This is a genomic window from Aequorivita sp. IT1282 (genome assembly GCF_058068205.1).
Genome location: NZ_JBYRHR010000002.1, coordinates 393,316 through 415,198 on the forward strand (window position 1 = coordinate 393,316; position 21,883 = coordinate 415,198).

General features: G+C 37.6%; 21 protein-coding genes. 10 read left to right on the forward strand and 11 right to left on the reverse strand.

The genetic code is table 11. The annotated features are described in order from the left end of the window. Positions 1-50: 50 nt before the first annotated feature. Complete coding sequence (locus AC3RVG_RS05670; RefSeq protein ID WP_489690467.1) at positions 51-1,982, reverse strand: M1 family metallopeptidase; 1,932 nt, start codon at positions 1,980-1,982, stop codon at positions 51-53. A 182-nt stretch (positions 1,983-2,164) separates the two neighbouring features. Between AC3RVG_RS05670 and AC3RVG_RS05675 the strand changes: the two genes are divergently transcribed. From AC3RVG_RS05675 to AC3RVG_RS05690, 4 genes are all read left to right on the forward strand, one after another. Next, positions 2,165-2,830, forward strand: a complete 666-nt coding sequence (locus tag AC3RVG_RS05675; RefSeq protein WP_489690468.1) for an SCO family protein — start codon at positions 2,165-2,167, stop codon at positions 2,828-2,830. Positions 2,831-3,029: 199 nt separating this feature from the next. Beyond that, positions 3,030-3,254: a FeoA family protein gene (locus AC3RVG_RS05680; RefSeq protein ID WP_489690469.1), complete on the forward strand. Its 225-nt coding sequence runs from the start codon at positions 3,030-3,032 to the stop codon at positions 3,252-3,254. A 111-nt stretch (positions 3,255-3,365) separates the two neighbouring features. Continuing rightward, complete coding sequence (gene feoB / locus AC3RVG_RS05685) at positions 3,366-5,465, forward strand: ferrous iron transport protein B (protein ID WP_489690470.1); 2,100 nt, start codon at positions 3,366-3,368, stop codon at positions 5,463-5,465. 232 nt (positions 5,466-5,697) lie between these two features. Continuing rightward, positions 5,698-5,856: a hypothetical protein gene (locus AC3RVG_RS05690; protein WP_489690471.1), complete on the forward strand. Its 159-nt coding sequence runs from the start codon at positions 5,698-5,700 to the stop codon at positions 5,854-5,856. Between the two features lie 10 nt (positions 5,857-5,866). Here AC3RVG_RS05690 and AC3RVG_RS05695 read toward each other — a convergent pair whose 3' ends face one another. The 7 genes from AC3RVG_RS05695 to AC3RVG_RS05725 form a co-directional block, all read right to left on the reverse strand. Further along, positions 5,867-6,283 carry a hypothetical protein gene (locus AC3RVG_RS05695; protein ID WP_489690472.1) on the reverse strand — a complete coding sequence of 139 codons (417 nt, stop codon included), beginning with the start codon at positions 6,281-6,283 and terminating at the stop codon, positions 5,867-5,869. A 79-nt stretch (positions 6,284-6,362) separates the two neighbouring features. Continuing rightward, complete coding sequence (locus tag AC3RVG_RS05700; RefSeq protein ID WP_489690473.1) at positions 6,363-7,523, reverse strand: metal ABC transporter permease; 1,161 nt, start codon at positions 7,521-7,523, stop codon at positions 6,363-6,365. Next, positions 7,516-8,640, reverse strand: coding sequence for a metal ABC transporter permease (locus tag AC3RVG_RS05705; RefSeq protein WP_489690474.1), 1,125 nt, complete (start codon positions 8,638-8,640; stop codon positions 7,516-7,518). The genes AC3RVG_RS05700 and AC3RVG_RS05705 overlap by 8 nt, the downstream gene beginning before the upstream one ends. Positions 8,641-8,743: 103 nt before the next feature. Beyond that, the gene (locus AC3RVG_RS05710; RefSeq protein WP_489690475.1) at positions 8,744-9,484 is read right to left on the reverse strand and encodes a metal ABC transporter ATP-binding protein; all 741 of its coding nucleotides are present in this window, start codon (positions 9,482-9,484) and stop codon (positions 8,744-8,746) included. Between the two features lie 17 nt (positions 9,485-9,501). Further along, the gene (locus AC3RVG_RS05715; RefSeq protein WP_489690476.1) at positions 9,502-10,407 is read right to left on the reverse strand and encodes a metal ABC transporter solute-binding protein, Zn/Mn family; all 906 of its coding nucleotides are present in this window, start codon (positions 10,405-10,407) and stop codon (positions 9,502-9,504) included. A 40-nt stretch (positions 10,408-10,447) separates the two neighbouring features. Continuing rightward, positions 10,448-11,104: a metal-dependent transcriptional regulator gene (locus AC3RVG_RS05720; RefSeq protein ID WP_489690477.1), complete on the reverse strand. Its 657-nt coding sequence runs from the start codon at positions 11,102-11,104 to the stop codon at positions 10,448-10,450. Positions 11,105-11,274: 170 nt separating this feature from the next. Further along, the gene (locus AC3RVG_RS05725; protein ID WP_489690478.1) at positions 11,275-12,006 is read right to left on the reverse strand and encodes a TerB family tellurite resistance protein; all 732 of its coding nucleotides are present in this window, start codon (positions 12,004-12,006) and stop codon (positions 11,275-11,277) included. Between the two features lie 202 nt (positions 12,007-12,208). On the opposite strand from AC3RVG_RS05725, the gene AC3RVG_RS05730 reads away from it, so the two are divergent. From AC3RVG_RS05730 to AC3RVG_RS05755, 6 genes are all read left to right on the forward strand, one after another. Beyond that, positions 12,209-12,619, forward strand: coding sequence for a BrxA/BrxB family bacilliredoxin (locus AC3RVG_RS05730; protein WP_489690479.1), 411 nt, complete (start codon positions 12,209-12,211; stop codon positions 12,617-12,619). 19 nt (positions 12,620-12,638) lie between these two features. Beyond that, positions 12,639-12,878: a hypothetical protein gene (locus AC3RVG_RS05735; RefSeq protein WP_489690480.1), complete on the forward strand. Its 240-nt coding sequence runs from the start codon at positions 12,639-12,641 to the stop codon at positions 12,876-12,878. A 79-nt stretch (positions 12,879-12,957) separates the two neighbouring features. Next, positions 12,958-13,701, forward strand: a complete 744-nt coding sequence (locus tag AC3RVG_RS05740) for a lysophospholipid acyltransferase family protein (RefSeq protein ID WP_489690481.1) — start codon at positions 12,958-12,960, stop codon at positions 13,699-13,701. Beyond that, complete coding sequence (locus tag AC3RVG_RS05745; protein ID WP_489690482.1) at positions 13,701-14,381, forward strand: HD domain-containing protein; 681 nt, start codon at positions 13,701-13,703, stop codon at positions 14,379-14,381. Before AC3RVG_RS05740 ends, AC3RVG_RS05745 begins: the two co-directional genes overlap by 1 nt. Before the next feature lie 224 nt (positions 14,382-14,605). Then, the gene (locus AC3RVG_RS05750; RefSeq protein WP_489690483.1) at positions 14,606-15,073 is read left to right on the forward strand and encodes a toll/interleukin-1 receptor domain-containing protein; all 468 of its coding nucleotides are present in this window, start codon (positions 14,606-14,608) and stop codon (positions 15,071-15,073) included. Positions 15,074-15,141: 68 nt separating this feature from the next. Beyond that, positions 15,142-16,320 (forward strand): RDD family protein, encoded by a 1,179-nt coding sequence (locus tag AC3RVG_RS05755; protein ID WP_489690484.1) that lies wholly within the window; start codon positions 15,142-15,144, stop codon positions 16,318-16,320. A gap of 77 nt (positions 16,321-16,397) precedes the next feature. Here the strand turns inward: AC3RVG_RS05755 and AC3RVG_RS05760 are convergent, their stop codons facing one another. The 3 genes from AC3RVG_RS05760 to AC3RVG_RS05770 form a co-directional block, all read right to left on the reverse strand. Next, positions 16,398-18,695: a S9 family peptidase gene (locus tag AC3RVG_RS05760; RefSeq protein WP_489690485.1), complete on the reverse strand. Its 2,298-nt coding sequence runs from the start codon at positions 18,693-18,695 to the stop codon at positions 16,398-16,400. A gap of 152 nt (positions 18,696-18,847) precedes the next feature. Continuing rightward, the gene (locus AC3RVG_RS05765; protein WP_489690486.1) at positions 18,848-19,918 is read right to left on the reverse strand and encodes a PA0069 family radical SAM protein; all 1,071 of its coding nucleotides are present in this window, start codon (positions 19,916-19,918) and stop codon (positions 18,848-18,850) included. Positions 19,919-19,998: 80 nt separating this feature from the next. Then, entirely contained in the window at positions 19,999-21,822 is a 1,824-nt protein-coding gene (locus AC3RVG_RS05770; protein WP_489690487.1) for a Xaa-Pro dipeptidyl-peptidase, read from the reverse strand. Positions 21,823-21,883 lie beyond the last annotated feature (61 nt).

Sequence of the window (21,883 nt, forward strand, 5' to 3'; positions counted from 1 at the left end):
GAATTCACGAAATTTTAAACGAAAAGATTCGCGAATTTCTGGCGAAAAATTTATTGTTTCAAGATTGTCTTATTCACAACTCCCTGCTCAGTTTCTAGGCGAAAGAACAAAATTCCTTTTGCAAATTTTGAAACGTCAACTGTTTCTGAAACACCTTCGGAATATAAAACCTGTCCCAATGCATTAAAAATTTGAACCTTTTCAACCACCAAATTTGCTGGTTTTTGAAGATTAATTATGTCTGAAGTAGGGTTGGGGTAAAACACAATTTGTTGTTCGAGCGCAAATTCATCTGTACCCAAAACAACGTTGTTGTTGCTGGAAATTATGTCGTATTCTGGGTCAAAGCGAACGCTCTGCACGGTAAAGTTTACCGCGGGTTGGTAGGTTTGATTGTTTACGTTATTATCCAAAATAATATCTAATGTTTCACCTTGCGTACCGGTAATACGTAATGGCACGGGTACATCAAAATATGAAACCGAAGGATGACTTTGGGTCTGTGAAATTTTCAGATAAATACTTCCCGCATTAACTTGATTCCATTGAATAGTATATCTAGGAAAGCCTTCTCCGTAAATCCAATCACTAAAAAACTCTGAAAGATTTTCGCCACTGGCGGCTTCCATATTTCTAACCAAATCGCCTGTTTTTGCATAGCCATAGGAAAGAGCAGGGTCTGCCAAATAATCTTTCAATCCTTGATAGAAAACTGCATCGCCCAGTTTTTTCCGAAGCATATGTAACACCATTGCACCTTTGTTATAAGTTAATCTACTGCTGAAAATTCGGTTAACAGAAGTGGTGTCTTGCGCTGGAATGTAAACCGAACCATCAGAATTGCTGGTAATGGAAGAAATTTTATCTTGTCTCCAAAATTTAAAGTCTGCAGTGCCGTCAAAATCTTCAATTACCAATCCAGACAAATACGTTGCAAAGCCTTCATTTAGCCAAATATCTTGCCAGCTGCCACAAGTAACTTTATCTCCGAACCATTGGTGTGCGAGTTCGTGAGCAATTAATCCGCGGTTAAGACCACCCATAAATGAAACTGTAGTATGTTCCATTCCGCCACCCCAACCAAACTGCGCATGACCGTATTTTTCATTCGCATACGGATACGGCTCAAAGCGATCTGAGAACAGGTTCATTATATCAACGGTAACAGGCGTACTCGCTTGCGCATACGACAGGTCTTCCGGATAAACGTAGTTTATAATTTCGAAAGGATTTCCATTGTTTGCAACCGTGTGCGAATAGACCGAATAATTGGTAACGGCAATTGCAATTAAGTAAGCAGGAATAGGATATTGATGTCTAAAATGTGTGGTTTTATTGCTTCCATTTATAGTCTGTCCCATTTCTAAACCGTTTGATACAGCAACATATTCTTCATTTGTAGGGTCGAAACGTGGGGTGGTAATGTAAACATCAATCATATCAATTTTGTCGTTCAAATCCTGTTTGCAAGGCCACCAAGCTTTGGCGCCAAAAGGTTCAGAAAGTGTCCACATTACGGGATGGCCGTTATGGGTGTCTGTTTCATACGAACCAAAACCAGAACTAACGGGATTGCCCGAATAGGTAACCGACAACGAATCTAAAACGCCCTGTGCTTGCATTTGTGGAAGTGTAATAACAACTTCGTCATTATTATTCTGTGTAAAACTTAGGGTCGTTCCACGTTGAGTAACTTGGGAAACGGTCATATTATCTACAAGTTCGAAGGTTACGGTGTTTAAATCTTCTTTTGCCTCAAAATATGAAGTCACCTTACCATTTATAAATGCTTGCGATGGATTCACCGTAAATTCTAATCTGTGGTATTTAAGGTCGTAATTGCCTGTATTTAAATTTACAGGTTTGCCAAACCAGCCTGTAGCTGCTTTAGCTTCTGCTTCACTAATGTTATCTGATTGAAAATTTTGTGAAAAGGAAAAAAGAGAAACAAGAAATAAAGCGGGAAGTAATAATGTTTTCATCGTAGAAAAATATTTTAATTACAATTTAGATAAAGGAACATGACTGTCTGGTTTCTGAAAAAAGGAGAAGTCAAAGTAGAATATTTCGATATAACAATTCGAATGTTAAATGTATTCAATTTGATAGTTTTAGACCTTATTTTTGCGGGCGAATATATCTATTCAGTCTAAAATTTAACGCAATGCTTACTTTTTTCAAAAAGTATAAATTCTTCGCAGTAGTTTTATTGGTGCTATCTGCTATCATTATTAGTTTTATTTACCAAATAATGAAACCCAAAGAAGTGCTGAGAGTATTTCAACCGGCAGATGTTGCGGTAGAGCTTGTGGATACTACCCTTCAGTATGTAAAAAGGTATCACACTATTGCAGATTTTAGCTTGACCAATCAAAACGGAAAAACTATCACGCAAAACGATTATAAAGATAAAATTTACGTAGCAGATTTCTTCTTCACTACTTGCCAAACTATTTGCCCGATAATGACAGATCATATGGTGAAAATTCAGGAAGATCTTAAAAATGACAATGACGTACTTTTACTTTCACACACCGTAACACCTGAAATTGATAGCGTTGCTCAGTTAAAAAAATACGCTTTAGAAAAAGGCGTGAATGACGCTAAATGGAATCTGGTTACTGGCGATAAAAAAGAAATATATGACCTTGCCAGAAAATCGTACTTAGCTGCCAAAGATGTGCCTTATCAGGAAAACGATCTTGTACATACTGAAAATTTTGTATTGGTAGATAAAAAGAAGCGCATTCGCGGTTTTTATGACGGTACAGATCCGGAAGCCATTGAATCACTTCTGCACGATATTAAAGTCCTGAAACTGGAAGATTAATCGTAAAGCGCAAAATTTTGAGCTAATTCGAAAGCTATATTATCAAGCTAGTATGTTTGTTTAACCCGTATTTACAAGGTTTTTGAAATCAAAAATAAACTTTTAAAAACATTGAAAATAATTCTCAATTCTGAGTTCCTCATTCTAAATTAAATCACTTACTTTTGCGTTGTTTAAAATCAATCTAAATAAAAAGACGGTGATTACAATCGCTTCATTGAAAAAAGGCCAACGCGGCATTATCAAGGAATTTTCTGTAGATGTAGTTCCTTTGAAACTATTAGAAATGGGCTGCTTACCTGGTAATGAAGTGTGTTTGGTTCAGGTTGCGCCATTCAACGATCCGCTATATTTAAATATAAACGGAAGCCATCTCGCCATTCGCAGAGAAACGGCTTGTATGATTGAAATTGAACTGATTTAATTTTTAAAACATTCCGCCGTCTACCAAGCGGAGCCTAAATACGGTATTTGAGCTGCGAAAAATAACAGCCGTTCAGTGAATTCGAAATTAGGTTATTGAGCTAGTCGAAATATGGCAAAACACATAAACGTTGCACTTATAGGAAACCCCAATACCGGAAAAACCTCTGTGTTTAATCGGCTTACTGGGCTGAATCAAAAAGTGGGTAACTATCCCGGCATTACCGTCGAAAAAAAACAAGGCACTTGCAAATTTGGTCGTGCTTGCAAAGTTCACATTCTCGATTTGCCAGGAACTTATAGTTTGAATGCATCTTCGGTAGACGAAAATGTGGTGATTGAATTACTACTAAATAAAAACGACAAAGATTTTCCCGATGTTGCGGTTGTAGTAGCCGATGTAGAAAACCTTAAAAGAAACCTGTTGCTTTTCACCCAAATTAAAGATTTGGGCATTCCAACAATTCTCGCCATAAACATGTCTGACAGGATGAAACGGAAGGCAATTACGCTGGATGTAGCATTGCTGGAAGAAAAATTACAGACTAAAATTGCACTTATCAGTTCCCGAAGAAATCTTGGATTTGATAATTTAAAGGAATTGATTGAAGGTTATAATCTGCTTTCTACAAAACCTTGCTTGAACGCTTCAAATATTTCAACTGAATATTTTGACCGTTTGCGAAAGGCGTTTCCCAATCAAGATCTCTACAAATTGTGGTTGGTAATAACGCAAGACGTAAATTTTGGAAAATTGAATCGAAATGAATTGAAAGGGGTTGCATCTTTTCAAACGGAATCTGTTAGTAACCTAAAACGGCTGCAGCAGAAAGAAACCATTGCTCGTTATAAATTTATAAATGAAACATTAAAGGACACGCTTCACGTAGATACTGCAAACGCCAAGGATTTAAGAAGTCGTTTGGATCGTGTATTGACTCATAAAGTTTGGGGATATGTGATATTCTTCGGAATTCTACTCCTCATTTTTCAAGCTATTTTCGATTGGAGTGCATACCCGATGGACTTTATAGATAGTTCCTTCGCTTCGTTAAGCGAATGGGCAAAAAACACTTTACCCGTAGGTGATTTCACAAATTTAATAGCTGAAGGAATTATTCCGGGCTTGGGCGGAATTGTAATATTTATTCCTCAGATAGCATTCCTTTTTCTTTTCATATCTATTTTAGAAGAAACAGGCTATATGAGCCGCGTGGTTTTTTTAATGGACAGAGTAATGCGCCGTTTTGGACTAAGCGGAAAAAGTGTAGTGCCGCTCGTTGCAGGTACTGCCTGTGCCATTCCAGCAATTATGGCTACCCGAAATATTGAAAACTGGAAGGAGCGTTTAATAACTATTTTAGTTACACCTTTTACTACTTGTTCTGCGCGTTTGCCAGTTTATTTAATAATTATTGCTTTAGTAATTCCCGACACCCGCGTTTTGGGAATCTTCAGCTTGCAGGGACTAACCCTAATGTTTATGTACATTCTGGGCTTTGGAGCTGCTATTTTTTCGGCATACTTGCTCGATAAGATTTTAAAAATCCGTTCCAAAAGTTTCTTTGTGGTAGAAATGCCCAATTATAAACTTCCGCTACCTAAGAACGTAATTATTACCGTAATTGAAAAAACCAAAGCATTTGTTTTTGGAGCGGGAAAAATAATACTCGCCATTTCAGTCATTTTGTGGGTGCTGGCATCTTATGGTCCTGGAGATTTCAATAACGCCGAAGAAGTTATACAAGCGAAATACGCTTCGCAAAATCTTTCAGAAGAAGAATTTGAGATGCACGTAGATTCCTACAAACTGGAAAACTCATACATTGGTCATATTGGTCACGCTATTGAACCAGCGGTGCGTCCTTTGGGTTACGACTGGAAAATAGGGATTGCGCTAGTAAGTTCTTTTGCCGCGCGCGAAGTATTTGTAGGCACCTTAGCCACCATTTATAGCGTTGGTAGCGACGACGAACAAACCATCAAGAATAGAATGGCGGCGGAGGTTAACCCAGTTCTGGGAGGGCCACTGTTTAATTTTGCCAGTGGGGTTTCACTGTTATTGTTTTACGCTTTTGCTATGCAATGTATGAGTACCCTCGCCATTGTAAAACGCGAAACAAACAGTTGGAAATGGCCTATGTGGCAATTATTTGTGATGAGCGGTATTGCTTACGTTGTGGCTTTAGCTGCTTATCAATTTTTGAAGTAGAATAAAAATATTTTTAGTTATGCAAACAGTATTAGTATTAATAACCTTCGCATTCGCCGTATTTTTTATGATTACAAAATTTGTTTGGAATCCATTTAAAACTAGCAAAAGTTCATCGGGGAAACCTGGCGACCATTCAGATTGCGGGAGCTGTAGTTTGCATTAAATTGCAGATTCCTTTGCGAAGTAATTCTCCTTTGGGAAATAGCTGGCTATTGAGTATCTTTGCCGTATGCAAACAATATTAGTTTTAGTAACCTTTTCTATTGCCGCAGGCTTTTTGCTTAAAAAGTTTGTGTGGAATCCTATTTTTGAAGCGCGTCAAAGCTCAACTGGCACGCTAGATGGCGGGAATACCAAATGTGGGAAGAAAGACTGTGGTTGCCACTAATCTATTTATTCTATTTATTCTTCTCTTCACAAATTAACAACACGTAGCTTTTATTTCTTCCGTTATCTTCGGAGGTAGGATATGGCGTTAATTTTAAGCCATTAATTGCAAATTTTTCAGAACTGTAAAGATTGGTGTTAGCATCTTCGCCCGCTCTAGTTGCTCCAAAAATCAAGATTTTTTCTTCAGTTTTTCCGTTTGAAGTTACCGATACCTTCACTTTCGCGCGTCCAGCCCAGATACAATCTACTCCTGTAGGGCAGCGAGAATCTTCTACAACTTCCATAAAATTTATAGAAACACCCTTCATAACTATAGTTTCGCCTTTTGGCACTTTAACTACAATTTTAGGGGTTTCGGCTGAATCGTTTTGCCCAAAAGCAAAGGATGAAAAAAGAATGATGACTGCTAAAAGTGAATTTTTCATTGTTTTGTGTTTTTTCAATTTTAAAGATAGTATAAAAAACAGTGCCAGAAAACAGGGGAAGTGAAAAACGGAAAAGATGCTAGCCCCTAAAAAGGAAAAAATCTTCTTTCATCGGTTCGATTTTTTCATCTCTATTGTTGATAATGTATTCCAATGATTTTTCGGTGAATGTCAATCCCTTTTTAGTGAGAAATACCACATCGTTTTTTATTTCAACGAGGTTGTTTCTTTCGGCCAAATCCAATACCGTTCTGGCTCGTACCGCTCGCCAATTAATATGTTCCTGTAAGTGATTTATATGTCGTTCGCTTTCTTCCTCATGGCGGTTTAAGTGTAAAAGAAAAGTAATAAGCGATACTTCAATACGCTGTTGTTTTTGACGATACAGCACAGATATGAGTCCCTTTTTTGGAGCGAATAAATAAACCATTAAAAATATAACTCCCAAGGTTGTGGCGATGGAGCCAGAGATGGAAGCATCGAGAAAATGGGCTACCCAATATCCCGAAATAGCCGAAAACACCCCGAATAATATAGAAAGCCCAATCATTTTTTTCAGATCTTCGGTAAGCAAATAGGCTGTCGCGGCGGGCGCAATCATTAAAGCAACAACCAATATGGCGCCAACGGCATCGAATGCGCCAACAACGGTAATAGACGAAACAGACATAAGTCCGTAATGCATAATTACTGGTGAAATACCTAATGCCGAAGAAAGCCCGGCGTCAAAAGTGCTTACTTTTAATTCTTTAAAAAACAACACTAATAAACTCAAAGTGATTAGTAAAATGCTTCCCATTACCCACAATGATTTTGGTCCCCAATCTGCACCAGAAATCATTAAGCGATTAAATGGAGAAAAGGCAAGTTCTCCTAACAAAACGGCATCAACGTCTAAATGTACATCATTTGCGTTTTTTGAAATAAGTATAACTCCAATACTGAATAACACGGGAAAAACCAGACCTATGGCGGTGTCTTCTTTAACCAGTCCAGTTTTTTGGATGAATTCTACCAAGACGACCGTGATAACACCGAAAAGAGCCGCCAAAAGAATAAGAAGTGGTGAATTTAAATCTTGCGTTACAAAAAAGCCGATAACAATGCCCGGTAAAATCGAGTGGCTTATCGCATCGCTAATTAGAGCCATTTTCCGAAGCACCAAAAACACCCCAGGAATGGCGCATGCCACTGCCACGACGGCTGCAATAATTTGAATTTCCAGTTGCGGATTACTCATTGCCTATTTGTTGATTATACATTTCTTGTGCTTGTTTATAACCTTTCGGGGTCATTGCCCATTGCTGTCCATGGATTGCTATCCAGCCTTCATCTTCTAATTTTTTTAGTGAACCTCTTGTATATCCTTGAAAATTATTCAGGATACGAATGGCGTGCGGATGCGAAATATTTTCGTGATCCTGCACAACGCCATACATAAACTGAAGTGTTTTCATCAGTTTTAAGTCGGTGCGGTTTTTTCGAAACCTAATTTCTCGAAATAAAAGTCCTCTCTTGGGAGAAAATATAAAAGAGAATAATACAAAGACACCAGCCACTAATACAATTACAGGTCCAGTAGATAGATTTTTTTGGCTCGCGCTAATGGCTGTGCCAAATACTCCCGAAAAGGCACCAAAGAAAGCTGCCAATATAACCATTTTTCCTAGGTTGTTTGTCCACTGTCTGGCTGCGGCAGCGGGAGCCAATAAAATAGCACTCATAAGTACAACACCCACGGTTTGTAGACCTAAAACTATAGCCAACACTATTAAAAAGGTTACTAATACATCTATAAATTTAGTGTTGAAACCTAGGGTTTTCGTGTAATCGGCATCAAAGAGAAGTATTTTAAATTCCTTCCAAAAAAGTAGCATTACAACAAGTGAAATTCCTGTAACAATAATCATTAATTGTACATCGCTTTCTACAAGGGTTGCCGCTTGACCAAAAAGATATTTGTCTAATCCAGCTTGGTTTGCATTCGGCAGTTTTTGAATATATGTTAGCAACAACATTCCAAAACCGAAGAATACAGAGAGTATTAACCCCAGTGCCGTATCACTTTTAAGATGCGTTTTTGAGGTAATTCCTCTTATCCAAAACGTACCCACCAATCCGCTTACCAAAGCTCCTAATAGTAGCACTCCAGAATCCTTAGCACCGGTAATTAGAAATGCCAGCGCAATTCCGGGAAGGGCAGCGTGCGAAATAGCATCGCCCAATAAACTTTCTTTCCGAAGCACTGCAAAACTACCCAACATACCGCAAATTGCACCCAATACCGCCGTGCCCAAAGTAATGGTACGCAGCGTATAGTCTGTCCAGAGTAAGTTGAAATATTCGGTTATTGACATTTTTTTAGTTATTAGTCGATAGAATGTAGACGGTAGTGTTTATTAAATAGTATTCATTTAATTTATAGTTACAACTCATTTACTCACCTCTCAACTCTCACCACTATTTATTCACTGCAACCTTATAATTAATACCATAGGTCTTGGTTAAATTGTCATCATTAAAAATATCTTTCACTGGGCCGGTTGCTATTTTCTTCACGTTTAAAAATGTTACCCAATCAAAATATTCTGGTACAGTTTGCAAATCGTGATGAACAACTACGACCGTTTTGCCTGCTTTTCGCAATTCTTTTAAAATATTAATAATAGCAATCTCGGTAGTGGCATCAACGCCTTGAAAAGGTTCATCCATAAAATAAATGGAAGCATCCTGTGCCAAAGCTCTCGCCAAAAAAACACGTTGCTGTTGGCCGCCGCTCAATTGACTTATTTGTCTGTTTTTATAGGAGAGCATTCCCACTTTTTCCATAGACTCTAAAGCAATTTTTTTCTCCTTTTGGCCAGGACGTTTTATCCATCCCAAACTACCGTAAGTGCCCATCATAACTACATCCAAAGCTGTTGTGGGAAAGTCCCAATCTACACTTCCTTTTTGGGGTACATAGGCTACTAATTTTCGCTGCTTCTCATAAGGTTTTCCGTAAATAGAAACACTGCCGGCAATAGGTTTTATGATGCCCAAAATTGTTTTTATCAGAGTAGATTTTCCTGCACCATTCGGGCCAACAATCGCCATTAAAACTCCTTCGGGAACTGACAAGTCAATATCCCATAACACGGGTTTGTAGTTATAGGCTACGGTAAGATCGTCTACTTGTACTGCCAGTTTTTGATTGTCCATGTTTTATTGTTTAAACCTTATTTAAGTGCATTTACAATAGTGTTCACGTTGTATTTAAACATTCCAATGTATGTGCCTTCTTCGGTTCCCAAATTTCCTAATGCATCGCTATAAAGAGTACCGCCGATTTCAACAATATGATTTTTTGATAGCACAGATTCTCGCAGTGCTTCAATGGTTCGTCTTGGTACGGAGCTCTCAACAAAGATGGCTTTTATGTTATTTTGAATTATAAATTCCGAAAGATTTTGAACGTCTTTTACACCAGCTTCAGTTGCAGTGGAAATTCCCTGCAAACCAACCACATTAAATCCATAAGCCTTTCCGAAGTAATTAAAAGCATCGTGAGCGGTAACTAAAATACGTTTTTCTTCGGGCAAAGTCGCTATAATTGCTTTTACTTCACTCTCAAGTGAATCGAGTTTTGCTTGATATATTTTATTATTCTCTAAATAGCTTTGAGCATTTTTAGCATCGGCTTTTGAAAGTTCATCTGTAACTATCTGCCCAAACTGTTTAAAGAATTGAATGTTGAACCATACGTGCGGGTCGTAATTAGAAGCAAAATATTCTGAAGGAATTAGCTCGTTTTTAGGAAGCCTATCGCCTAATGAAACGGTTTGCTTTGAACCTTCCATTTTTTCAAAAATATCTACCAATTTTCCTTCTAAATGAAGCCCTCCGTAGAAAATAATATCTGCTTCATAGAGTTTTGTTACATCGCCTTCACTTGCCTTATAAAGGTGTGGATCTACTCCGGCTCCCATCAATCCTTGTAATGAAATGTGCTCTCCACCAATTTCTGAAACTAAATCTGTGATCATGGTCGTTGTAGTAACGACCTTAATTTTTCCGTTATCTTTTGAAGCATTTTTGCAACCAACAAAAAGAATTACAGTAATTAAGAATATAAATTTTTTCATTTTTATTTTTTTTGAGGGGAACGTGCTAATATCAGCATGTTTAAAGCGTTTGAACATATAAATTATCTGCCACGGTTTTCGATATGAAAGACTGATCCTTTCCAACTAAAATCACCATAGAACCGTCGAAAAATTCCTTGCCAAGAACTGTAATTTTGGTGCCGATGCTAATTTTCTTTTTATCGAGATATTGCAAAAATTCTGCGCTAGATTCTTTTACACCCACACACACGCCTTTTTGATTTTTTTCTATTTCGGAAAGTAATTTCTTTTCGGTGCGCTTTAATACGCCGTGCTTATCAGGAATTGGATCGCCATGTGGATCAAAATCTGGACTGCCCAAAAATTTGTCGAGACGGGTTATAAGCTCGTCAGATTTAATATGCTCTAATTGTTCGGCTATTTCGTGAACTTCATCCCAGTGAAAATTTAGTTTTTCAACTAAAAACACTTCCCATAAACGGTGTTTTCTTATAACATTAGCCGCAATTTTTCTACCCTTCTCGGTTAATTTCGCGCCTTTGTAGCGTTTATAAACAAGCAGTTTTTTCTCGGCCAGTTTTTGTACCATATCTGTAACCGAAGATGGTTTTGTCTCCATGCTTACAGCAATTGCATTCGTACTAATATCACCGGCACTTTCATGTTCTAAATGAAATATTGCTTTTAAGTAATTTTCTTCAGCTAATGTAAACATAAGTACAAAGGTAAAAATATTTTTACACATACCTATATTTTATTTTTAGGCAAGTCTAAATATTTGTGTTTAGCTGAAAGATATTTGCAAAAAAAAACCTAACAAGTCATTGAGACCCGTTAGGTTTTGTTTGAATTTACCGAATACTCGGAAGCTGAGAGATACTGAAGCTAGAACCCGCGCTCTTTCTGAAGTTGCTCGTAAGCTTCCTGCACTTTATTGAACTTTTCTTCGCCTCCTTTTTGATGCGCTTCGTCCATATGCTGTAGTTTATCTGGATGGTATTTTTTGACCATTGTTCGGTACGCTGTTTTTATTTCAGAAGTCGTTGCTGTTCTGTCAATCTCCAAAATTTTGTAGGCGCTGTCCGGATTTTTGAAAAACATCGCTTTTATACTTTCAAAATCGCGGGCATAAACTCCTAAAAATCCAGCGATGCGGTTTATTTCATTTACTTCGGCGGTCGAAACGCTGCCATCGGCATTTGCAATACTGAATAAAAAGTGAAGAATTTGCAAACGGCTTTCGTAACGCGTTCTCTGGCTCAAAATGGTGCAAATGGTTTGCGCAGAAATTTCACGATTCTTAATTACTTCATTAAAAACTTTGAAAGTTGCATTCGCGCGCTCCCGTCCATAGGCTTGCACAAAATACTGACGTACGTAATCTAGTTCGGTCTGGCTTACTTGCCCGTCTGCCTTAATCACTAAAGAAGCTAGCGATAGTAGGTTCAATTCAAAATCTGCAGGCGTAACTTGCTGTTGCGAAGACCCGAATGAAGTTTGGAAGGTTTTACCTTTTACGCTAATGTTGTCTAGTAAACTGCCTATAATAAAACCAGCGACAGCACCTGGAAATCGATATATAAAATAACCAAGAACGGCTAATAACCAACGAATCATAAATTTGTAATTTTTCTTTTTAAGCGGCGACAAAGGTAACCATTTAAAGTGCTAATTTTCAAATGAGGAATTCTAAAAAGGAAAATGTTTTGTCGTTTTTTGGCATTTACCCCGTGTTATTTGGGAAATATTTGAAATTTTATCCTTCTCAAAATTAGTATCTTTGCAGTCAAATTTTATTACACTTTAAATATATAATATTATGTATCCACCAGAACTAGTAAAACCAATGCGCGAAGACCTTACGAATGTAGGTTTTTCCGAACTACATACAGCAGCTGACGTTGCAACAGCATTAAAAAATGAAGGAACAACTTTAGTGGTTGTAAATTCTGTTTGCGGTTGTGCAGCTGCAAATGCGCGTCCGGGAGCAGCAATGTCTCTAGACAATAATAAAAAACCAGATCATTTAGTAACCGTTTTTGCAGGAGTTGATCGCGAAGCTGTTGATGCTGCAAGAGCGAGTATGGTTCCTTTTCCTCCAAGTTCACCGTCTATGGCGTTGTTCAAAAATGGCGAATTGGTGCATATGTTAGAGCGCCATCATATTGAAGGCCGCCCAGCACAAATGATAGCCGAAAACTTGAAAGGAGCCTATAACGAATATTGTTAAGCTGTTAAGCTAATTTGTTATGAAGTTGAGTAAACCGCTGGTTGTAATTGTAGGTATCTTGGCATTAGGAGCTTTAGGTTATAATTTTTACGAAAATCCGAAAGTTTCTTATTTGTTCGGAAAAGAAATCAGTGATTGGTTGTATAGAGCGTTTTGGATGTTAATTGTTGCATTATGCGTTTACAATTACATTCAAATAGATAACAATACCTTAAAGAACAAATCGAAATCGAAGTCAAAAACTAAATTGAAAAATTAAAGTTTTCAAAACTAGAGATTGAAATAAGCAAATGGAAAAACCGTCTTTTTTAAGGCGGTTTTCTTACTTTTGAACAATAATGAAGGCACTCTCAAAAATTATAAGCTATCCTTTTTCAGTATTGTTTTACCTACTTTTTGGTTTAACAATCTTGGTTTTTCATCCTATTCAGTGGATTAGTTTTAACTGGTTTGGTTACAATGCTCACAAAAAGACAGTTGATTGTTTTAACTGGACGCTGTTGCGGTGTTTAAACGTTTTAGGAACCACTTTTCACGTAGATATAAACGCCAATATTCCAGAGAATGTGCCTATTGTATTTGTTTCAAATCACCAAAGCATGTGGGATATTTCACCTTTAAGCTGGTACCTGCGGAAATTTCATCCCAAATTTATTTCGAAAGTAGAATTAGGCAAGGGCATTCCTTCTGTTTCCTTCAATCTACGTCACGGCGGTTCCATTTTAATAGATCGCAAAAACCCGCGACAAGCAATAGTTGAATTGGTTAAATTTTCAAAATATCTTCAAACTTTTAAAAGGAGTGGGGTTATTTTTCCTGAAGGAACCCGAAGTAAAACTGGCGTTCCAAAACCTTTTCGCAAAAGTGGGTTGCAAACACTTTTCAAAAAGATCCCGGACGGATATGTGGTGCCCGTTACCATAAATAATTCGTGGAGGCTGCAGCGCCATGGCATGTTTCCCATACAAATGGGCGTGCGGTTAGAAATGATTGCGCATCCCGCCATAAAAATTGCAGATTACGATTTGGAAATATTAATTGATAAAGTGGAAGAAACAGTTACATCAAAAGTTCATAAATAATGGTGTCATTTACTGCTGAAGAAATAATTCAGAATACAATTGCTTTCGTTAAAAATGAATTGCAAAACGCCGAAGGAGGCCACGATTGGTTTCATATTGAACGGGTTTATAAAAATGCATTGCTCATTTCCGAAAGCGAAAAAGTAGATAAAACAGTTGTTGCCTTAGGCGCGTTGCTTCACGATATAGCCGATTCAAAATTTCACGCTGGCGACGAAACTGTTGGCCCAAAGAAAGCCCGTGAATTTCTGAAAACACAAAATCTTTCTAGCCACGAAGCGGAGGCCGAAGAAATTATTGAACACGTTATAAAAATTATTGAAAATATTTCTTTTAAAGGAGGGAATAAAGAGCAGGAATTTCATTCTATAGAATTAGACGTAGTGCAGGATGCAGACAGATTAGATGCGTTGGGCGCTGTTGGTATTGCTCGTACTTTCAACTATGGCGGCTTTAAAAATCGGAAGCTTTACGATCCAGATATTAAGCCGAATTTGAAGATGACTCCTGCCGAATATAAAGCTTCAAATAATCCAACTCTTAATCATTTCTACGAAAAACTACTTCTTTTAAAAGACCGTATGAATACTGAAACTGGAAAGCGAATTGCCGCAGATAGGCATACGTTTATGGAAGAATTTCTGGAACAGTTTTATGCAGAATGGGAAGGTAAAAATTGATAGATATTTTCTTTTTTCTTATCATTTTCAAAATATTTTTATCGTTTTAGCGGCTATACTTCACTTATTCCAAACGATTTAAAAAAACATTAAGTAATTCTATTTGTAATAATTTACTTAAATTTAGTCTTTCAATATTATTTATTAAACAAATCAGTCTCCTCACTTGACAAATTAAAAACTCCACTCTTTGGAGGATAATTAAATTGTATAAAGTTTGGATTATGGCAGATACTTCACCAGAAAAGGTTCGCATTTTCACTTCGTATGCACACGAAGATGAGGAGCTAAAAAATGAAATGGACAAATACCTAAAGGTATTAAAACGCTCCGGAAAAATTGAAGATTGGAACGACAGAGCACTTATTCCTGGGCAGGAATGGAATGCAGGTATTATGGATGAACTGCGGAAAGCCAATGTAATTCTACTCTTAATTAGTGTTGATTTTAATGCTTCAGATTTTATTTGGGACAAAGAGTTAGCAGAAGCCATGCGTCGTCACGAAGAGGGTAGCGCATATGTGGTGCCTATCATTCTTAGAAACTGTAAGTGGACTTCTTTGCCTTACGCAAAACTGCAAGCGCTGCCTCGAAACGCCCGCCCAATTTTAGATTATCCAGATCGCGATGTCGCTTTTACCGAAGTAGCAGAAGGAATAGAAAGGCTTGTAGACCACATTATTGCAAATTAATTGATTGTTCAAGTTTACTTTTTAATTCATATTAAATATCTAACTACTAACCATTAATGTAATTGAAAATGGCAACCAATAAATCTGAAACAACCATGGAAATAGATGCAATAAATATCTATTTTTTAGCCGCGCCCGAAGATGAAAAACAGGTTATGGCAATTAAAAAATATCTTACGCCTGTTATAAGAAGTTCAAAAAGACCTATTGAAATTGAAAACGATTTTGAAATTCCACCCGGCCAAGATGTAGAAGAGTACAAACAGAAATTATACGAAGCAGAAATCGTTATAGCCTTTATAAGCTCAGATTTTATTAATGACGATAAAATATATTCCCGTACGCAAAAGGTAATAGAAAGATACAATAGAAACGAAACTATTATGCTTCCTATTCTGGTGCGCAACTGTATGTGGAAATCTACGCCCTTTGTAAATCTCGCCCTATTACCTAAAAATTACCAGCCTTTAAATAACAAACAATTTTGGAATAGTGAGGACGACGCACTTACTGCAGTGGTGACAGATATTTATGAGTCTATTGAGAATTTTACCTATGAAAGTCAGTTAGAATTAGAACAAGCTGATCAAAATGCAACTGAGGTAGGGGACGATGTGCATATAAATAAGGCGTCCAATGAAAATGAAAACGTTGAGCCAGTAAATAGAGGGGAAAACCCGATTGTTGAAGAAACTAGAGCGAAAGGAGAATTCACAAATGCTAAACAGAAATCCTCTAAAGCAAAACCTAAGAATATTAACAATGTAGCCATGGACGTAGAATGGCGGCAGAAATATTACAAAAACGTACTGTGGAAACGAGCCCTAGCGTATTTTCTAGACAATATAATTACCGCTATTCCCGCTGTGTTATTAGCCTTTGTATTATGGGCAATTGTTTCGGTATCGCTTTATCCTGATAACCCTGAAGACGTGTCAGACACTGAAGCAATATTTATGCTTATATTCAGTCTATTTTTCTACTTTATTATTTGCGCTTTTTTCGAATCGTCGAAATATCGAGGCACATTTGGCAAGCAAATTTTAAAGCTCGAAATTACAGATAGAAGCGGACACCGAGTTTCTTTTTTTAAAGCCTTTTGGAGAAATATCTTCCGTTTGTTGACAGCCTATTCGTATATTTTGGTTATCCCGTTAATTATTCAAATTTTTACTTTTATGAAAACTCGAAAGTTGTTTCACGATCAGATTTCATTTACTGTGGTTGGTGAAAAAATAAAGAGCTGAAATATCTGTATACTATAAATAGTAATGCCGATGCTTTATGCATCGGCATTACTTAATTTAAAGAGGATTTGAATGTCTTACTTTTTAACTGAACCTACTTTTTCTACTTTAAGATGTTCAGCAAAGAAGCCCATCATCGCGTTATATAGAGCTAATTGGTTTTCTTCTTTTGCAAAACCGTGACCTTCGTCGTATTTAACCATATATGGTACTTCTACGCCTTTTACCCGGAGTGTTTCAACTATTTGATCTGCCTCGTTAATGTTAACTCGGGGATCGTTTGCACCTTGCACTACAAATAATGGTTTCGTTATTTTATCAACATGTAATGCTGGTGAGATCTCGTCCATAATAATCTTTTGTTCAGGGATATTTGGGTTGTACCAAATTTTGTAAAGCAATTCACGATACTTTTCCCAATATGGAGGAATTGTACCCATAAATGTATGCAAGTTGCTTACGCCAACATAATCTACTCCACAAGCATATTTTTCTGGCGTTTTGGTCATTCCGCGTAAAACGGCATAACCTCCGTGACTACCTCCGTATATTGCAACATTGTCTTTATCTGCCCAGCCTTGCGCTATTGCATAATCTACTCCGTCTTCAACGTCGTCCATTGCTTTACGGCCAATTTCACCAAAACCTGCTTTTAAAAATGCTTTTCCGTAACCACCCGAAACTCTAAAGTTTACGTGTAAAGTAGCATAACCGCGACTTGCAAATAACTGCGCCTCCGGATTGAATCCCCAAGTGTCTCTTATACCCTGCGGTCCGCCGTGTGGATTTACGATTAGTGGCACTCGCTGTCCTTCTTTATAATTGGCTGGCAACGTAATGTAACCGTATATAGTTAACCCATCGCGACTTTTAAATTTGATAGGCTTCATTGTAGCCATATCTTCAGCTTTTAAATGTGGCAATAACTTGTAAAGTAAGGTTACTGTGTTTTTTTCAACATTATATAAATAATATTCGCCCACAATTTTATCGCTCGTTACAGCAACCATATATTGAGACTCATCGTCCGTTTTGCCTAAGGTGAAGAATTGCTTATCTCCAAATTCCTTTTGCAAACGCGCATAGATTTTTTTGTAAGTATCGCTAACTGGAACAATTTCAGTTTTCTCTCCCGTATAGCTGAAATAATCTATTTCGTAATTTCTCTTTCTGGAAAGTGATACGCCCGAAACATCAAAAGTATCATTGCTGAAAAGCGTTTTAATTTTTTTATTCGTCTTTAAATCATACAATTGAATTTCAATTTTATCGTCGTCTAAATTCGAAATAACATAGGCATCATCTGGGTTTTCGGTATTTGGATTGAAAGAAGTAATTCCAAAAGTATCTCCAAACTCAGTAAGCTTTACACGCTTAAATTCTCCATCAATTTTATATAACAATTCCATATTTATACCGTCAACAATTCGGTTAATGGCACGAAGATTTCCTTTTCGGTCAAAATCGTACGAGCTTACTGGTGGATCGCCAGCTTTTACAGTATATAATTTGGTGACATCACCTGTATTTATGTTGAGCAAATACGGTTCTTCTTGTTGCAGATTATCTTTGTTCATCTGTACAATTACGTGGTCGTCGTCTTCTTTTAAAGACTCAATAATATTTACTTTAACGCCTTCGTATGGAGTTAACTCTTTTTTATTTTGGCCTGTAACATCTACGCCAAATACGTGATGATTTTCGTTACCTCCTTTGTCTTGCAAGTACAAGATTCTGCTATTGTTTGCCCAAAAATAGCCGCGGATTACATCTTCTTTTTGCTCAATAAGTAGCGTTTCTTTTTGGGTTGCGGTTTCCTTTAAATACAAATCGCGTTCGCCAGTTTCTCTTCTTTTCATATAGCTTATAAACTTGCCGTCTGGGGAAAGTTGGAAGGAGTAAGCTTCTGGTGTTTTAAAGTAATCGGCAACGTTGTATTTATAATCGCCTTTTGCTTTTGCGACTAATTTCGCCAATTGTTCATCGGTTGATGGTAAGGCTGTATTTCCGGGTTTTGATTTTATGGTTTTCTTCAATGTAAGTGGATATTTCTGTCCCATTTGTTCGTAGGTTCCTTCTATAAGTTCCCCAGAAACTGAACCTGTATAGGTCAATCCCATTTTGGCCGAAGAAATGGTAACATTTTTATCCTGCAAAACTACAGAATCGAGTTCTATTCCACTTGCTCCTTGAGCAGGAACATCGAGCGTTGCGCTATAACCATCGGCAGTTGGAGTAATATTAAAAATAAGTTCCATTTGCATGCCCTGTACTTCCAAAGTTCCGCTGTAGGAACCGTTTAATTCTTGAGCGTTTATTGATCCTGCTAGAAAAAACAACATTGTTACAAAAGATACTCTGATTAGTTTATTCATAATTGTCTGGTTTTAAACATTAGTTTCAAAAATTGGTGAAATGTTACATTTTTATATATTTCCCATGGTAAAAATTAATGTTTGAAATAGTTCTGCCGTTATTTTTAGCAAGCACTATTAGGCGGGGAACCGCAGATATATAACAGAGAATATTAAAACAATTTCATCTGTGGATTTTTAAGCTGAAGAAAGTGCGATGTATCCAACGGCAAGGTTTTTCGATCTTTTAAATACTTTTTCTTGGCAATTGCCATCGTATTTTTTACCTGCTCGCTAATAGTACCTTCGCCTTTCATCCGGCGTCCCCAATTGCTATCGTTGAGGTTTCCACCATGGCATTCCGCAATTTGGTTTAAGATACGCTCCGCTTTATCGGGGATAGTTTTATGCGCCCAATCTTTAAAAATTTCTGCAATCTGTCCGTTTAATCTTACAATGGCGTAGCTTACATCTACCGCTCCAAGTTCTGCCACTTTTTTTACCAAAGGAAGAATTTCGTGGCTGTTCAACGAAGGAATAATTGGCGCCATCATCACCCGAACAGGAATGCCATTTTCTGAAAGAATTTCAACAGTTTTAAGACGTTGCTTAATGCTCGCTGTTCGCGGCTCCAGCAATCTGCGTGTGTCTTCGGAAAGGGAAGTAATAGAAATGTTGACTGAAATAATATTCAACTTCGCCATTTCTTTCAAAATATCCAGATCACGAAGTATCAGTGAATTTTTTGTAATGATGCCCGTTGGGTGCTTCCACTTAAGCATTACTTCCAAACATTTTCGGGTTATTTCCATTTTGCGTTCCAAAGGTTGGTAACAATCTGTATTTCCAGAAAAAATGATAGTTTCTCCTACCCAATTCTTCGACGTTATTTTTTCTTTTAAAAGTTGTGGCGCATTTCTTTTGAAGAGGATCTTTCGTTCAAAATCTAATCCTGCGCCATAACCCCAATATTCGTGGCTATTTCGGGCGTAGCAATACACACAGCCGTGCTCGCAACCTTGATACGGATTTGCAGAATAGCCCATTCCAACATCTGGGCTATTTACTTTATTTACAAAGGTTTTCGGAAAAACTTCAATGTAGCTTGTTTTGTTTTTGTCTGCTTCTTCACCTTCAGCTTCACAGAAATTTAAATATTCATCCAAAACTTCGTGGCTGTTTTCGAAGAAACGGTTGTGTACATTTTTCTGTGCGCCACGGCCTTTTAAAACATTATCAGACATAAAAAAACTTTGAAGGTTTTGAATCCTCAAAGTTAATTATATAATGGAAATAATCCATTTTAATTTGGAAATAATCCTGATTATTCAATAGCTTTTTTAAACGCCTTTTCACCTCCAACAACTGGAATTTCAATTGTGGTTTCGTCAAGATCAACAGTTAGAATAGTTCCCGGTTTTGGCAATAATGTGAATTGATTATCGCTCGAAAAAATCATTAAACCTATTTGTTGCCCAGCTGGTATTACTTGATCGTCGGGAATTAAGTCGAAAGACATTTCGTAAAATTTCCTAGGTTTTAAAGGAGCACTCTCGGTTATGGATTTATAATTCTGAGGGTCTGCCCAACCGCGAGTGATAATATTATCTGTTATTTTTGCGTTTGGATCTTTGTTCCAAGGCAAGGAAACCATCCAAACAGAGAGGTTAGCGGCTGGTTTGCTACTCGCCAATTTTATATTCAGTTTTGAAAGACCTGAAAGATGTAAATCTTCTTTTAAAACGGGCGTTACAAATAATAATCTGTGAATAGAATTTGGAAGTTGCGCGAGTGAATCTCCAGAAAAATGATAGTCATCTCTCAACATAGCTTGTAGTTGAACTGTACTCTTCTTTTTGATAGCCAAAACCCCTTCATTTGGGGCTGTAGAATTTAGATGAAGCGAAACTTTTTCAGCCTCCGGATTTGGGTAATTGGTGTATGCGGTTGGATTGTCATTATCGTCATCTTCGCGTACAATCCAAGCTTTTGGCCCATTTTCAATCCCGTTGTCAATTCCGAAAAGATATTTTGTAAACCATTTGTTCATCATCGATAACGGTGGTGGTCCGCCGTGACCTCTTTGATGGTAATAGATTTTTACCGGAAGGCCCATTTCTTCGGCTGCTTTGTAAATTCTATAACTGTGTTCCGGCATTACGTTCCAATCGTTAAAACCGTGCGCCATAAATAATGCGGCTTTCATTGGTTTCATATCGTTTAAATAATCACGTCCTGCCCAAAACTCGTTGTAATCGCCTGTTACGCGATCAATGCCATTTATTATTTCGTCATCGCGGTATTTCGCATTGTTGTGTGCTCGTTTAGATTCGTCGCCGCTGTGGATAAAATCGTATAGCACATCAACATCTTCGCCTAAATATCCGCCCGGCGAACGCACCAATCCATTGGAACGATAATAGTGATAATATGAAGTATTTGGTGCAATCGGAATAATTGCTTCAAGCCCTTCAACACCTGTGGTTGCGGCCGCCAACGGAATTGTACCGTTATACGAAGTACCCGTCATTCCTACTTTTCCAGTAGCCCAATATGCTTTAACTTCTTCGTTTCCGTCGGGTGTAGTGTAGCCTTTTGCACGGCCGTTTAGCCAATCGATTACTGCCTTTGGCGCTAAAGATTCGTTATCGCCACCTACAGTTGGAGAGCCCTGCGATAGTCCCGTTCCCGGTGAAGAAGAATGAACAACTATAAAGCCACGCGGCACCCAAGTATGAATCTGAGAGTTAGAAATTATGGGCCGTTCTTCGCGTCTAGTTACAGACGGATGAACTATCTCCTTACTTTGTTCGCCTAATTCGTGATGCACATCGTAAAATGCTCCTTCTGTTTCTGGTGCAACCCCCGCAAAATATGGACTAGACTCATAAATAACGGGAAGTTTTAAACCGTCAGTTTCGGTTTGTTTCGGTCTGGTAACGTCAACGTGCATGCGGTCTGGCTTGTTGTCACCATCAGTGTCAAAAGTGGTTTCAACCCATAAATCTGTACGAATCCAGTCTGAAGCATTTTCAAAAGCTGGAACAATTTGTGCTTCGCCATCTTTAAACCAAGGCTCGGCTTTTTCTTGGGCTATTGAAGAAATAGTCAATAAAAAAGCGGCAAATAATAGAAAGTATTGTTTCATAATTTTTAAAATAGAATTTCTGAATAGAAATCTCTAAAGTTAAGAATCTTACTGAAAGCTA

Bases quoted from the DNA above. Each gene is read 5' to 3' on its own strand.
- AC3RVG_RS05670 (WP_489690467.1), bottom strand. From the start codon at position 1,982: ATGAAAACATTATTACTTCCCGCTTTATTTCTTGTTTCTCTTTTTTCC.
- AC3RVG_RS05675 (WP_489690468.1), top strand. From the start codon at position 2,165: ATGCTTACTTTTTTCAAAAAGTATAAATTCTTCGCAGTAGTTTTATTG.
- feoB (WP_489690470.1), top strand. From the start codon at position 3,366: ATGGCAAAACACATAAACGTTGCACTTATAGGAAACCCCAATACCGGA.
- AC3RVG_RS05690 (WP_489690471.1), top strand. From the start codon at position 5,698: ATGCAAACAATATTAGTTTTAGTAACCTTTTCTATTGCCGCAGGCTTT.
- AC3RVG_RS05695 (WP_489690472.1), bottom strand. From the start codon at position 6,283: ATGAAAAATTCACTTTTAGCAGTCATCATTCTTTTTTCATCCTTTGCT.
- AC3RVG_RS05700 (WP_489690473.1), bottom strand. From the start codon at position 7,523: ATGAGTAATCCGCAACTGGAAATTCAAATTATTGCAGCCGTCGTGGCA.
- AC3RVG_RS05705 (WP_489690474.1), bottom strand. From the start codon at position 8,640: ATGTCAATAACCGAATATTTCAACTTACTCTGGACAGACTATACGCTG.
- AC3RVG_RS05710 (WP_489690475.1), bottom strand. From the start codon at position 9,484: ATGGACAATCAAAAACTGGCAGTACAAGTAGACGATCTTACCGTAGCC.
- AC3RVG_RS05715 (WP_489690476.1), bottom strand. From the start codon at position 10,407: ATGAAAAAATTTATATTCTTAATTACTGTAATTCTTTTTGTTGGTTGC.
- AC3RVG_RS05720 (WP_489690477.1), bottom strand. From the start codon at position 11,104: ATGTTTACATTAGCTGAAGAAAATTACTTAAAAGCAATATTTCATTTA.
- AC3RVG_RS05725 (WP_489690478.1), bottom strand. From the start codon at position 12,006: ATGATTCGTTGGTTATTAGCCGTTCTTGGTTATTTTATATATCGATTT.
- AC3RVG_RS05730 (WP_489690479.1), top strand. From the start codon at position 12,209: ATGTATCCACCAGAACTAGTAAAACCAATGCGCGAAGACCTTACGAAT.
- AC3RVG_RS05735 (WP_489690480.1), top strand. From the start codon at position 12,639: ATGAAGTTGAGTAAACCGCTGGTTGTAATTGTAGGTATCTTGGCATTA.
- AC3RVG_RS05740 (WP_489690481.1), top strand. From the start codon at position 12,958: ATGAAGGCACTCTCAAAAATTATAAGCTATCCTTTTTCAGTATTGTTT.
- AC3RVG_RS05745 (WP_489690482.1), top strand. From the start codon at position 13,701: ATGGTGTCATTTACTGCTGAAGAAATAATTCAGAATACAATTGCTTTC.
- AC3RVG_RS05750 (WP_489690483.1), top strand. From the start codon at position 14,606: ATGGCAGATACTTCACCAGAAAAGGTTCGCATTTTCACTTCGTATGCA.
- AC3RVG_RS05755 (WP_489690484.1), top strand. From the start codon at position 15,142: ATGGCAACCAATAAATCTGAAACAACCATGGAAATAGATGCAATAAAT.
- AC3RVG_RS05760 (WP_489690485.1), bottom strand. From the start codon at position 18,695: ATGAATAAACTAATCAGAGTATCTTTTGTAACAATGTTGTTTTTTCTA.
- AC3RVG_RS05765 (WP_489690486.1), bottom strand. From the start codon at position 19,918: ATGTCTGATAATGTTTTAAAAGGCCGTGGCGCACAGAAAAATGTACAC.
- AC3RVG_RS05770 (WP_489690487.1), bottom strand. From the start codon at position 21,822: ATGAAACAATACTTTCTATTATTTGCCGCTTTTTTATTGACTATTTCT.